Annotated in this window: 9 protein-coding genes; 2 read left to right on the top strand and 7 right to left on the bottom strand. The window is 68.1% G+C overall.

Annotated elements, in window-relative coordinates:
* Positions 1-17 precede the first annotated feature (17 nt).
* From D9X30_RS17695 to D9X30_RS17685, 3 genes are read right to left on the bottom strand one after another with little or no spacing between them, the layout of a single operon-like run.
* On the bottom strand, positions 18-446 hold the full coding sequence (locus D9X30_RS17695; RefSeq protein ID WP_153948696.1) for a hypothetical protein: 429 nt from the start codon (positions 444-446) through the stop codon (positions 18-20).
* A complete protein-coding gene (locus tag D9X30_RS17690; RefSeq protein ID WP_153948697.1) occupies positions 446-2,389 on the bottom strand; it encodes an RICIN domain-containing protein in 1,944 nt (647 codons plus the stop codon). Before D9X30_RS17690 ends, D9X30_RS17695 begins: the two co-directional genes overlap by 1 nt.
* 49 nt (positions 2,390-2,438) lie before the next feature.
* Positions 2,439-2,948: an SCO family protein gene (locus tag D9X30_RS17685; protein ID WP_194946543.1), complete on the bottom strand. Its 510-nt coding sequence runs from the start codon at positions 2,946-2,948 to the stop codon at positions 2,439-2,441.
* A gap of 219 nt (positions 2,949-3,167) precedes the next feature.
* Between D9X30_RS17685 and D9X30_RS17680 the strand changes: the two genes are divergently transcribed.
* Positions 3,168-4,196 (top strand): glycosyltransferase family 2 protein, encoded by a 1,029-nt coding sequence (locus D9X30_RS17680; protein WP_153948699.1) that lies wholly within the window; start codon positions 3,168-3,170, stop codon positions 4,194-4,196.
* Here the strand turns inward: D9X30_RS17680 and D9X30_RS17675 are convergent.
* From D9X30_RS17675 to D9X30_RS17665, 3 genes are all read right to left on the bottom strand, one after another.
* Entirely contained in the window at positions 4,169-6,118 is a 1,950-nt protein-coding gene (locus D9X30_RS17675) for a serine aminopeptidase domain-containing protein (RefSeq protein WP_153948700.1), read from the bottom strand. The genes D9X30_RS17680 and D9X30_RS17675 overlap by 28 nt on opposite strands.
* A gap of 101 nt (positions 6,119-6,219) precedes the next feature.
* Positions 6,220-8,598, bottom strand: coding sequence for a polysaccharide biosynthesis tyrosine autokinase (locus D9X30_RS17670; protein ID WP_153948701.1), 2,379 nt, complete (start codon positions 8,596-8,598; stop codon positions 6,220-6,222).
* A 60-nt stretch (positions 8,599-8,658) separates the two neighbouring features.
* Positions 8,659-10,221, bottom strand: a complete 1,563-nt coding sequence (locus D9X30_RS17665) for a mannose-1-phosphate guanylyltransferase/mannose-6-phosphate isomerase (RefSeq protein WP_502799649.1) — start codon at positions 10,219-10,221, stop codon at positions 8,659-8,661.
* 320 nt (positions 10,222-10,541) lie between these two features.
* Here D9X30_RS17665 and D9X30_RS17660 point away from each other — a divergent pair, with 320 nt between their 5' ends.
* Positions 10,542-11,576, top strand: a complete 1,035-nt coding sequence (locus tag D9X30_RS17660) for a DUF1839 family protein (protein WP_153948731.1) — start codon at positions 10,542-10,544, stop codon at positions 11,574-11,576.
* An 83-nt stretch (positions 11,577-11,659) separates the two neighbouring features.
* On the opposite strand, the gene D9X30_RS17655 is transcribed toward D9X30_RS17660, so the two are convergent.
* Positions 11,660-12,388, bottom strand: a complete 729-nt coding sequence (locus D9X30_RS17655) for a Crp/Fnr family transcriptional regulator (protein ID WP_153948703.1) — start codon at positions 12,386-12,388, stop codon at positions 11,660-11,662.
* Between the last annotated feature and the right edge of the window lie 243 nt (positions 12,389-12,631).

The raw sequence follows: 12,631 nt of genomic DNA, 5'->3' as shown, positions 1-12,631 counted from the left end.
CGGCGCGAGCCTGGCCCCTACTGCGTCAGCAGGAATGACCAGATTGCCGTGCACTCTGGTTCGGATAACGGGTACTGGGGCATCGCCTTGGACAGCATCACGCCGGTGTTGTCGACGCCCTCGCTCACGACGCGGCAGAAGCTGTCCCGGTCATACGCCGATGGCGGCCCGCCGCGTCTGGGTGCCAGCGTGAGCAACGAATCGGCGGTCAGGCGCGGGCCGAAGGGCTCGGCGCCCCTGGCCGCGGCGTGGCAGTTGGCACAGCGCGCCGCCGAGGCGGGCAGCGCGCGCGCTTCCCAGCGCAGGCGCGCCGGTGTGCCGGTGGGCACCTGCCCATAGTAGAGCGACCGCCCGAGATCGACGAAGTTGGGCGTGGCATCCTGCGCCAGCCCGGACAGGGGGCTGCCGACGGCCAGAACGGCCGCCAGCAGCATGGCCGGGCGCATCAGCGCACCCGGATGGTGGCCGCCACGCTGGGCACGCCGGCCGCGTTCATCGCGAACAGCATGTAGTACCCCGGCACCGCCACGCCCGGATCGGCCGGGATCTGCAGCTTGTACTCGCCCGACGTGCCCACGGTGAACGTCAGCGGCACGCGGCGCTGTTCGTTGTTGACCGAGTGGGTCACCGACGACATGCGGACCATCGCGAACGACTTCATGCTGGCCGTGGCATTGACCGTGATCGTCGTCCCCAGATACGCCTCGGTGGGCGCGGACGTGATCGACGGGCGCGTGGCCGAAGTGCCGTCCGCATTGAGCAGGTAAGGCGGTGTCAGGATCTCGACGTTGGCGTGGTTGGTGGTGCACGCGCCGCACAGCCCGCCACCGCCGCTGAGCACCCGGCCGTCGGGCAGCAGCAACGCCACGCTGTGATACGTGCGCGGCGTCTGCATGGCAGCCAGGCGCGAGAACTTCTCGGTGGCAGGGTCCCAGAGCTCCGCCACCATGACAGCGCCATCGTCGCTGAACGTCACCGGCCACGCCTGTCCGCCGACCACCACGACCTGGCCATTGGGCAGCACCACGCTGTTGTGGAAGGCGCGGGCGTACGACATCGACGCCACCTTGCGTACCGTGGGCGTGGCGGGGCGGATGTCAATGACATGGGCGTTGGAGGTGGCGGCGGCGTTCTCGTAGTCGGGCGCACCGCCCACCGTCAGGATGCGGCCAATGTCGTACATCACGGCATTGCCGTTCATCGCGTCGCCATCGGCCGCGCGCGTGCCGGCCGGGGTCACCGAACCGTCGCCGGTCGTGTCCACCCAGTTCATCTGCTTGCTGGGGCCGGCGTGGAAGACGCGGCCATTGCCGGCGGCGAAGAGCCAGGCATGGTTGTCCGATCGATAGAGGCCAGCCGTGTCGCCGGTCAGGAAGTAGTCGTCCCAGACGGCACTGTTGAGCCGCCAGCCGGTATTGGCGTGCCAGGTCTCGCCATCCTTGTCGCCGATGTCGCCGCTCCACGAGCCGCCGACCGTGAACACGCCGCCGTCGGGCAGCGTCACCGCGCCCTGGTAGCCGCGCCCCTTGACCATCTCTGCCGCGACAGTCCAGGCGTTGGTCGAGGGATTGTAGATACTGGTCTTGGTGCTGCTGCTGCCGCCATTGACGAGGATGCGGCCGTCCGGGAGGTTGGCCGTGCCCGGGCAGAACATGTCGTGGCCCGTATTGGTGACCAGCTTCTCGGTCGATGCGCCCGTCGTCGGGTTGAACAGCGCCGTATAGGTCCGGCCGTTGTCGCCGCCGAAGTTGTTGCGCTCATAGGCGGACCACACCAGCACGCGTCCATCGGGCAGGTTCGCCGCGGCCACCGGGATCACGGTCAGCGCCTTGGGTGCGGCCCATTTCGACGGCAGTACCGTGGTTTGCGCCACGGTGATGTTCCAGGTCTGTGCCGCGCTGCCGTTACAGGTTTTCTGCACGACCGCCTGGCCTTCTACCGCGGACGCCGGCACCAGGCACAGCCCGCTGTGCGCCGCGACGATGGCGTAGCCGCCGTTCTGCGCCCGCAGCGTGAAGCGCTGGTTCGTTGCACCGGTGCATTGCCACTGCAGCGCAGGGGCGCCCACGTCGGTGCTGGCGTACTGGATGTCCAGGCACTTGCCGCTATGCTGGGGCGACATCTGGTACTGGCTGCCGAACAGCGTCAGCCCCCACAGCTGGTTCAGATCTCCATGGCAGGTCCAGATGATTGCCGGCGCATCGTTGTCCACCACGGCGCCGCTGATATCCATGCAGAAGTTCGTACCGCTGAGCTTGATGGTGGTGGTGGTCTGCGCCTGGGCGGGCGTGGGTGCGGCCCACAGCCAGAGTGCCAGCAGGCACAGGCCCACACACCTCGACAAACGCATCACCGCACGCGCCGGGTGCGATCCCGGGATGAGATTCATGATTGACTCCCTTGAAGATGTTCTCTTTATTCGATCGGACGCCTCCGCGTCACGCCCCGGCGAGGAAAGCCATGATCGCGACCACATCCTCGGGCTGCGGCAGCGCCTGACTGCGCCAGCACATCTGTGCCGACGCATTGAAGAAGTAAACCTGGGTAGCATGCTTGTCGAGGTTCTCCGACGGCGGGCGGCCGGCCAGCCTGGAGCGCAGCGCCACGACATCGCCGGAAGGGATCACGCCTTGCCATGCGCGGCCAGCGCCCATCTTCTTGAGCCATGCCTGCATGGCTTGCGGCGAATCGCCCAATGGGTCGATGCTCAGCGACAGCAACTGCATCGGATAGCGGCCTTTCTTGCCGGCAAGCCCCCCCTGCACGGCGCCGAACATGGCGCCCTGCAGCGGGCAAACGGAGCTGCAACCCGTGAACATGGTCTGGAGCGCGGTGACCTTTCCCTGCATCAGTGCATCGAGCCGCTGGCGCTGCCCCGCCGCATCGACGACCAAGACATCGGGCGCGGGCACGAGCGGTTCCACCGCCCCGGCGCTGACGTGCGCCATGGCGCCCCGCGACGCAGTCGCCACCACACTGGCGGATAAGGCGCGCATCCACGCGCGGCGAGTCCAGCTCATCAGTACGCTCCCTCCCAGGCATCCCGTCGATCGATGACCCTGACAAGCTCACGTGTGCCAGACCATCCTTGACATCTTGCGATCACACAACCGCGCCCTCCGTACGGCAACGCACGAAGCCCCAGCGCGGAAACGGCCAGCATCCGCATGAACGTCTGCGTTGGAAAACACACCGAACGCGCACCGCTGACGTTCCTATACTCGAGCCAGCAGAACCGGGCGCAGCACAACAAGAAAAGGGAGGGCCGCGTGATACCAGAACATCTTCAGGGTGCGCCGAAGGCGTGCCGCGTCGCAGTCATCATTGCCACCAAGGGACGCCCCAAGGCTGTCTCGCGCGTGCTGCGCCTGCTGGAGCAGCAGACCTTGCAGCCATCGATCGTCGTGGTGTCGGCCAATACCCGGCTGGACGTCGAGGACGTCGAGGACTTCGAGGACTTCGCGACGCAGCACCTGCCCGTCGAGTATGTGTTCGGACCGGCCGGCCTGCCCGCGCAGCGCAATCGCGGGCTGGATCGGGTAATGGGCCAGGCCGATATCGTGGTGTTCTTCGACGACGATTTCGTGCCCGCGCCAGGCTGGCTCGAGCGGTGCGCCGAAGCGTTCGCGGCGCGCCCGCGTGTCGTCGGCATGACGGGCGGCGTGGTGGCGGACGGCGTGCGGGGCGATGCCATCGACTGGGACGAAGCCAGCGAACTGCTGGCGGACGACGCCGCGCGCACCCAGCCCATGGGCCTAGTGCCGGTCCAGAAACTATATGGCTGCAACATGGCTTATCGCGTCAGCGCCATCGGCGACCTGCGCTTCGACGAGCGGCTGGTGCTGTACGGCTGGCTCGAGGACATGGACTTCTCGCGCGCGATGAACGGCAAGGGCCAGCTGCTGCACGTGCTGGCGGCGCGCGGCGTGCATCTTGGCCTGCGCTCCGGCGGCCGCACATCGGGCCGGCGCTTCGGCTTCTCGCAGATCGTCAACGCCTGGTACCTGTACGGCAAGGGTGCGCTGTCGGCGCGCGAGGTCTGGGAAAACACCGCCAAGGCCCTGCTGGCCAATAGCGCCAGGTCCCTGTTCCCCGAGCCGCACATCGACCGGCGCGGACGCCTCGCAGGCAACCTGCTTGGCGTGCGCGAACTGCTGCTGGGACGCTGTCAGCCCGAACGCGGCGGCGAGCTCTGAGCGAACGGCTCGGCGCCGCCCTCGCCACCGCGCGCACCCTTCTTCCTGGACGGCTTCGGCGATTTCGTGTCCGACTTCGCCGCAGCCATTCCATGATGGGACTTGCGGGTCGGCTCCGGCTGCCGGCGCGGCGCCGGCGGCGCCACCGGCTTGAACGAAGCCGATGCCTGCGGCATGGTGCGCAAATGCGCCAGCAGTTGCGCGGCGAACGCTTCGCGGCTTTCGGTAAGGAACAGCGAGTGGTCGAGTAGCGGCATCGTCTGCAGGCGCACATGCCGCAGGCCGTCGATGGCCTCGAAGCGCCGGCCCAGCCCGAGATGCGCCTCGTGCAGACCCACGTCGCTGGCTCCATAGAGGAACAGCGTGCGCACGCCGCGCCGTTCCAGCGCCGTCACGGCGGCGCTGGCGAAGTCCTGCGTGGTCTGGCCGGCCTGGCCCTGCGCGCCCGGCGTTGCTGTCGGGACATCGTGCTCGCGCAGGCGCACGACGATCCTGCGCGACATCGCCGCCAGCAGCCGCTTCAGGCCGAGTTCTCCACGAAACAGCCTGCGCCAGTTTTCCCACCGGCAGGCCGCGGCCAGATATACGCGGCCCGGCCGCAGACGATCCGACGCGGTGGCCTGGTCGGCGGCATCCCAGCGGAATTTCACCAGGTTGACGAGCATGAGCCCGTTGACACCCCGGTTATCCAGCGCGGCGTGAAGGCTCAGGAACGCGCCCGAACAGATGCCGGCAAGCACGATGCAGCGGAAGCCGCGCGCCCGCAGCCAGTCCACCGCGGCCCCGAGATCGCGCCGGGGCGCGGTGCCATAGATGGTGTTGAGGTCCATCTGCCGCGCGGCGTGGGGGCTGTCTCCGATCGATGACACATCGAGGCGCAAGGCGGCAATGCCCTGCCGCGCGAGCTGCCGCGACACCGTGACGAACAGCCGGCCATCGCCGACATGGTGATTGCCGCCCGTATTGGGAAAGATCACCGCCGTCGCCGGCCGCGCCGGCGTGGCATCGCGCAGCGGCGGCATGCAGAGCACGCCGAACAGCCGCGCGCGGTCGATCCACACCGGGGACTCGACGACGTCCCCCGCAGCCAGCGCATCGTCGGGAGCGCCGGCCAAGCCGGGCGCAAACGCCGCCGGCCGGCCGGGCGGCGTGACCTGCATGCGTGACGTGATCCAGCCGATGACGCGCTCCCAGGCGCGCACGGGTACATCGGCAAACTCCGCCGAGCGCATGACGTCGGGATACTCGCCAAACCCTTCCAGCGCGACGTCCGCGCCGGCCTGGGCAAGTCCGCCCGCCAGCGCCGCAACCGGCGACGACGGATCGGGCCAGGCGTCGAGCAGCAGCACGCGCGGCAGGGGCAGGCTGGCATCGAGCCGGATCGACTGGATGCCAGCGACCGCGGCAGGAGACAGGCGGAAGCTCAGCACATCCTGCACGCCACCGGGCGGCGGCGGGACATCGAGTTCGGGGATGGCGCTATGGCGCCAGGCGGCGTGCAGCGCGCGCAGTTCCCGCAGGTACAGGCGGCCATCGATGACCGGCGCCAGCATGACCACGCCGGCCAGTTGCGGCACCCGTGCGGCCGCCAGTGCCGCCAGCGAGGCGCCGAGCCGCAGGCCGCAAAGCACGACCTGGCTGACCTTGGCCATGCGACGCAGCGCGGCGCAGGCGGCCACGATGTCGTCGATGGCCGATGCCACCGGATCGTCCCCGTCGTGAAGGTCGGCGGCGTCGCCGCTGCCCCGGTAGTCGAACCGCAGTACGGGGAGCCCCGCCTGCGCCATGTCGTCCGACAGATGCCGCCATGCCCGATGCGACCACATCATCTCGTGGCCCTGGGGAGCACACATCACCACGCCGACATTGCCCTGCGAGCCGTGCAGCCAACCTGCACAGCCTTCAAACATGACCCATTTCATCCACGCGTCTCCTGATAACGCCGACCGGGCAGCCGATGCCGGCACCCGCAGAAACGGGTACGCCAGCACCGGTGACCGGTTCGATCAGTCGCCGGTTTTTCTTATGCCGCCGGGGTATGACCGATCTGCTTGAGTGAGGGTGCCGTCACCGGCATGCCGAGGTAGGGATTCATGGCGGTGAAGTCCGTGCGGTTGCTGCGCTTGGGCACGACGCCATTGAGAATGCCGCCTAGCAGCGTGGCTTTGGCACGCGCCAGGCGCTTCAGCGATTCATCGACCTGCGAAGGCAGCGTGGTGTCGGCGCGCAGCACGAGCAGCGTCGCGTTCACGCAGTTGGCCACCAGCGCCGCATCCGCGACGGCCATGATCGGCGGGGTGTCGATCATCACCAGGTCGAAGCGCTCCGCGCACGCCTGCAGGGATCTTGCGAACGCGGGGCTCATCAGCAGTTCGGATGGATTGTCGGGCGGCGCACCGGCCGGCAGCACCGACAGCCCGTTCACGGCCGTCAGCTGCACGGCATCGGGCAGCGACGCATGGCCGGACAGCACGTCGGCCAAGCCAGGGCCGGTATGCAGGTCCATCCAGTTCGCCACCTTGCCACGCCGCAGGTCGGCATCGATCAGCAATACCCGCTGGCCGGCTTCGGCGAACAGCACGGCAAGATTGACCGACGCGAACGTCTTGCCGGCGCCCGCCGTGGGACTGGTGACGGCCACCACGCGTTGCGGCGCGTCGCGCAGCGAGAAATGCAGCGCGGCGCGGACGTTGCGCAGGCCTTCCACGGCCATCGAATGCGGGGCGTTGCGCGCCAGCAGGAACTGGTCGTGCAGCCCGAGCCTGAGCAGGCGTTCGGCGCCGTCGATATCGTCGTCTGCATGCTCGGCCAGTTCGTCCGGATCGACCAGCGCGTGACCCGACTGCGGTGACTGCTGCGCCAGCAGCCCCGCCACCTCGCCGTCCGGCCAGGCGGACCGGGCTCGCGCGTCGACCAGCCGCTCCAGTTCCACCTGCTCCTGGCTGAAGACGATGTCGCCGAGCATCGGCAGGCCCAGGCGCGCCTCGGCTTCGTTGACGTTGTCGAGCGTGGGCCGCACGCGCTGGCGCACCGCCACGCATGCCATGGCCAGGCAGAGCCCCATCAGCGCGCCGGCGATGGTGGCCGGCCACGGACCCAGGCCGACCGGCCGCATCGGCAGCAGCGCGCTGTCCAGCACCCGGACCTGTCCGGTGCGGTCCAGTTGCAGCAGCGACAGCTGTTCGGCCTTGTTGCGCAGGGTCATGTACATGTCCTCGGCCACCTTGACGTCACGCGTCAGTGCCACGGACTCCCGTTCGGTCGATGACAGGTTCTGATAGCGCGAATCCATGTCCTTGCGTTCGCGCACGAGCTGCTGGATCTGGTTGTCGACGGTCTTGACCTCGTTGGCCTCCTCGGTAAACCGCTGCAGCAACTTCATGCGTTCGAGCTTCAGCACGGCAATCTGGCGCTGGTAGTCCATGCTGCCGGTCAGGTACGACTGCGCGTCCTGGGTCGGCGCGATAGACCCCGCCTTCGAGCGGTATTTCGTCAGCGCCGTCTCGGCACGCTCCAGCTCGGCCTTGACGCGCGGGATCTCGCCGGACAGGAAAGCCAGCGTCGCGGCGGTGTCGTCGCGACGCTGCATCGCCTGTTTGCCGATGAACGACTCGGTAATGCCGTTGACCAGCGCCGCAACGGCCGTGCGGTCGGCATTGCGCCAGGCAATGCTGACGGTGCCGGCGTCGCCGGGCTGCATCTCGATGCGCAGCCCGTTGGCCACGGCGTCGACCGTCTGCACGAGATCATGGCGCGTGACCACGAACCGGGTGCCCGGGCGCGCGTCGATGCTCGCCACCTGCATCGCCACGCCGTTGGCTTCGGCCGGGTTTCCGACGCGGCCGGACAGCAGTTCGGTGTCCCGGTCATAGAGCCGGTAGCCGCCATTGGGCAGCACCTGCAGCGTCAGCGGCACGTTCAGCAGTCGTTCGGGCACGGCCAGCCGTTCCACGGACAGCTGCTCCCCACCCCAGGCATAGCCAAGGCTTTCCGGCCAAGGCCCGGACAACTGCCCCGGCGTGGCGAAGTGGGCGGCCAGCCCGCCAATCAGCGGCGCGCGCAGCGGCCGGGCCGAGATATCGAGATGAAGGCGCTCGACCACGGGCGCCACTACGGTGCGGCTGCGCAGCAGGCCGACATCGAATGGCATCGGCGTCGCCGTCATGTTCAGCGCGTTGGTGCGCGCCGTGGCCGCGTTCTCGCGCGGCTGCTGCACCTGCACCAGCGCGCTGGCACTGTACTCATGGGGCTGCGATACCGCGAAGACCCATGCGATGGCGCCGCCCGCCAGACCCGCGCCGAGAATCCATCCGGCACGATCGAGCATCGCGCGCCACGGGTTTCCGCCCGCTTGCGCCGCTGTTGCCGGCGCGGCCGGCGCGGCACCGGCCGCAAAAGACATGTTGGTCACAACGTCCCCCTATTGCTTCGAATGCCCGCCGGCGCCTGCCGGCGCGCAACGCTACTTGCGCCCGTAGTTGTCATCGAACCGTACGATGTCGTCCTCGCCCAGATACGAACCCGATTGCACCTCGATGATCTCCAGCGGCGTCTTGCCCGGGTTCTCCAGCCGGTGCTGCGTGCCGATGGGGATATACGTGGACTGGTTCTCCGACAGGATGCTCACCGTATCGCCACAGGTCACGCGCGCGGTGCCGCGCACCACGACCCAGTGCTCGGCGCGGTGGTAGTGCATCTGCAGCGACAGGCTGGCGCCCGGCTCGACCACGATCCGCTTGACCTGGAAACGGTCGCCGTGATCGATCGAGTCGTAGCAGCCCCACGGCCGCTGCACCTTGCGATGGTTCACCACCTCGCTGCCATGCTCGGCACGCAGGCGCTGCACCACGTTCTTCACGTCCTGGACGTGCGCCTTGTCGACCACCAGCACCGCGTCGGCCGTCTCCACCACCACCACGTCCTGCACGCCCACGCAGGCGATCAGGCGGCCTTCGGAATGCGCCAGGCACGACGAGGCGCCGTCGAACACCACACGCCCGCGCGCCACGTTGCCCGAAGCATCCTTCTCGGCGATGTCCCAGATCGCTGCCCACGATCCCACGTCGGACCAGCCGGGGTCCATCGGCACCAGCATGGCCGGCACGTCGGGCAGCGCCTCGATCTTCTCCATGACCGCATAGTCGATGGAATCGGACGGGCAGGCCTCGAAGGCTTCCTTGCACAGGCACAGCGCATCGCCCTTGGCCGCGCGTTGCGCCTGGTCGTAGGCCGCCTGGCATTGGCGCATCATGTCGGGCTGCAGTTGCGCCAGCGCGCGCAGCCATACCGAGGCCCGCACCACGTAGACGCCGCTGTTCCACCAGTAGTCGCCCGACTCCACATAGGCGGTGGCCAGTTCCAGGTGCGGCTTCTCAACGAAGCGCTCCAGCGTCAGCGCGCCTTCCTGCGACAGCTTGCCCGTGCGGATGTAGCCAAAGCCGGTTTCCGGCGTGCTGGGCCGCACGCCGAGCGTCACGATCGCGCCACGGTCGGCATGGCGCACGGCGACGGCCAGTGCGGCGCGGAACGCCTCGGTGTCGAGCACCGCATGATCCGCCGGCGTGGCCACCATCACGACGTCGCCCGCTTCGCCGGCATTCGCGATGGCATGCAGCGCAGCCATGGTCAGTGCGGGCGCGGTGTTGCGTCCGCAGGGTTCGGCCACGATGTGCGCCGGCTTGCCCGAGCGTTTCATCATCGCCGCGATCATGAAGCGATGCTCCTCGCCGCAGACGACGATCTGTGGCGCCTCGACGCCCGACGGCCGTCCCGCCATCAACGCGATGCCTTCGAGACGGCGTGCGGTAGCTTCCAGCAGGGTGTTCTCCGCCACCAGGTTCAGCAACTGCTTGGGATGCTGCTCGCGCGACAACGGCCAGAGCCGGGTACCGGCGCCGCCCGCCAGGATGACCGGCTGGATCGCGGCCAGCCGCGCCGGCGCCGCGGAGGCTCCCTGACTGGCGGCTTCCACCATGGTGGGGACGGGGGCGGAGGGAACATTGCTCCCTCGGGTCGGAATTCTCATCATGCCTCCTGCTTGGGACTGTCCGTTTTCGGCTCGGATCCGGGATGACCCGGGCAACCTGTGCTGTCGCGACAGACGCCTCGGGCAAGCATCGACGCTACGCGCCAGAGTGGATGGAGCCAGTGTAGGAAGCTGCTCTGGCACGGCTCTGTTCGATTCCGCACATGCTCGACGCGCCACCGTACGCGTTGCCCGACAACGCCGGCTTTGTTGGAAAACGTACCGATTTGCCCGGTCCGAACGGCTCCAATTCGGTGGACCGCGCTTCTCGCATGGCCGGCCTGCCGCCGTTGCCGCCCCAACCCGGAGAACTGAAACAGATGGTTCAAAGCACAGCGAATGCCCCGGAGTCGGCGACGCCCGAACCGGCGGCCGCACGCCCCATCGTGGCGCCCCAGCGCCTGCTGCATGGCGAATTGGCGATCTGGCCGGAATCGAACTGCTACATGGACCTGTGGATCGAACTGCTGTATGGCTGGCACCTCGACCCGCGCGCGGCGCTGCCATTCACCGTGGCACAGGATTTCGAGGGCGACCATTTCACCTTCTTCAAGTATCCGCAGGCCGATCTCGAACAGCTGTATGGCACGGTGGTGCAGGAGTGCGCCGTCTACGACACGCTCGAAGCGCACGTGGCCGAGCAGGTTTCGCGCGGCAAGACCATGCTGGTGGAGGTGGACAGCTTCTACCTGCCCGACACGCGCGCCACGGCCTACCGTGCGAATCACGTGAAGACGACAGTGGCGATCGACGACATCGACACGGCGCGGCAAACCCTGTCCTACTATCACGGCCTGGGCCACTACACCGTCGAAGGCGACGACTATCGCGGCCTGATGCGGCTCACGCCAGACCTGCGCGACAACGGCAATATCCTGTTCCCGTACGTCGAGTCCGCCGCGCGCGTGCGTCCGGCGCTGCAGGGACGCGAGCTGGCCAACGCGGTGGCACGGCTGATGCGCAGACACCTGGGCCGGCGCCCGGCCCAAAGTCCCATCGTGCGGTGGCGTGCCGAGTTTCCCGCGCACGTCGACAAGATCCTCACGCGTGGCGACGCGTACTTCCACCACTACGGCTTCAATCTCCCCCGCCAGCTCGGCGCGAACTTCGAGATGCTGCAGCATTGCCTGAACTGGCTCGACGAGCATGGCTACCGCGTCCCGGCGGCCCTGCGCGCACTGCCCGGCACCATCGCGGCCGAATGCAAGGTGCTGCAGTTCCGCCTGGCGCGCGCCGCGGCACGCGCGCGGCCCGACCCCTGCACCGAGTGTCTCGACACGCTCGAATCGGCCTACGACATGACGATGGCGGGCCTGGTGTCGTCGTTCGGCAGCACGGATCCCGCGCACGGCTGAAGCCCGCCAGGGCATGCCACAAGCACTGGACGCCATCGCCACGCGGCGAGCGGCATCCGGTGCATGCGGCATTGGCGCCGCGGTCAGACCTGTGCCAGCGCGAGGGCCGGCAGCAGGCGATCGTATTCGCGCTTGACCAGCTTGTAGCACTCGCAGGAATGATGCTCCAGGCCGCAGCGGTCCAGCACGGTGATATGGCCGCGGCTGTGGTGGATCAGGCCCAGGTCTTCCAGCTTGCCGGCCGCTTCCGTGACGCCCTCGCGGCGTACGCCGAGCATGTTGGCGATGACCTGCTGCGTGATCACCAGTTCGTTCGAGTTCATGCGGTCGATGGCCAGCAGCAGCCAGCGGCACAGCTGCTTGTTCAGGGAGTGATGGCGGTTGCAGGCAGCCGTCTGCGCGATCTGCGTGAGCACGGCCTGCACATAGAGCAGCGTCACGCGCTGCAGCGCCGGCAGCTGGGCCAGCTCCGCACGCAGCACACGCGCCGGAATGCGGTAGGCGAAGCCGGGGCTGCGCACTTCCACGCGGCTCGGCATCGTGTCGCCGCCGGTCACCACGGGGATGCCCACCAGCCCTTCGTTCCCAACCGCGGCGAATTCCACCGTGGCGCCGTCTTCCAGCAACGACAGCAGCGAGACGACCGACGTGGTGGGAAAGTACACGTGGACGATGCGCTGGCCCGAGTCGGTCAGCAGCTCCCCTGCACGCAGGCGGACGAGTTCGAAGTGGCGCGACAACGCGTCCCATTCACGACGCGGGAGTGCATTGAGCAGATGATTGACATGCAGGTCCGACCGTTGCGTAATCATTTCTTCCTCCGTGTGACCCCGGAGCAATGACGTCGGAACGCCGCAGTACCTGCGAGACGCGTGACCCGACATCGCCGCTCCGCTTTTCTATTAGCAAGCTTGCTGGCGAATGCCCGGCGGCCCTGAGGCCGCCACCCGTGAACCCTGCCGGAGCGTGTTGCCGTGGGTGCTCCGGTTTCGTCTTCGTTGTTGGCTGTATTAAGTGCCATGGAGCACAGAACTGACAGTAGGCAGACGGATAGG

It is taken from the genome of Cupriavidus sp. U2, assembly GCF_009663685.2.
In the GTDB taxonomy this organism is placed as follows: Bacteria; Pseudomonadota; Gammaproteobacteria; order Burkholderiales; family Burkholderiaceae; genus Cupriavidus; species Cupriavidus necator_C.
The sequence above is the reverse complement of the archived record's forward strand: the minus strand, read 5'-3'. Positions and strand labels throughout refer to the sequence as shown.

What these genes read in the sequence shown, in the direction of transcription:
- D9X30_RS17695 (WP_153948696.1), bottom strand. Translation starts at nt 446, where the DNA reads ATGCGCCCGGCCATGCTGCTGGCGGCCGTTCTGGCCGTCGGCAGCCCC.
- D9X30_RS17690 (WP_153948697.1), bottom strand. Translation starts at nt 2,389, where the DNA reads ATGAATCTCATCCCGGGATCGCACCCGGCGCGTGCGGTGATGCGTTTG.
- D9X30_RS17685 (WP_194946543.1), bottom strand. Translation starts at nt 2,948, where the DNA reads ATGGCGCACGTCAGCGCCGGGGCGGTGGAACCGCTCGTGCCCGCGCCC.
- D9X30_RS17680 (WP_153948699.1), top strand. Translation starts at nt 3,168, where the DNA reads ATGAACGTCTGCGTTGGAAAACACACCGAACGCGCACCGCTGACGTTC.
- D9X30_RS17675 (WP_153948700.1), bottom strand. Translation starts at nt 6,118, where the DNA reads ATGAAATGGGTCATGTTTGAAGGCTGTGCAGGTTGGCTGCACGGCTCG.
- D9X30_RS17670 (WP_153948701.1), bottom strand. Translation starts at nt 8,598, where the DNA reads ATGTCTTTTGCGGCCGGTGCCGCGCCGGCCGCGCCGGCAACAGCGGCG.
- D9X30_RS17665 (WP_502799649.1), bottom strand. Translation starts at nt 10,221, where the DNA reads ATGAGAATTCCGACCCGAGGGAGCAATGTTCCCTCCGCCCCCGTCCCC.
- D9X30_RS17660 (WP_153948731.1), top strand. Translation starts at nt 10,542, where the DNA reads ATGGTTCAAAGCACAGCGAATGCCCCGGAGTCGGCGACGCCCGAACCG.
- D9X30_RS17655 (WP_153948703.1), bottom strand. Translation starts at nt 12,388, where the DNA reads ATGATTACGCAACGGTCGGACCTGCATGTCAATCATCTGCTCAATGCA.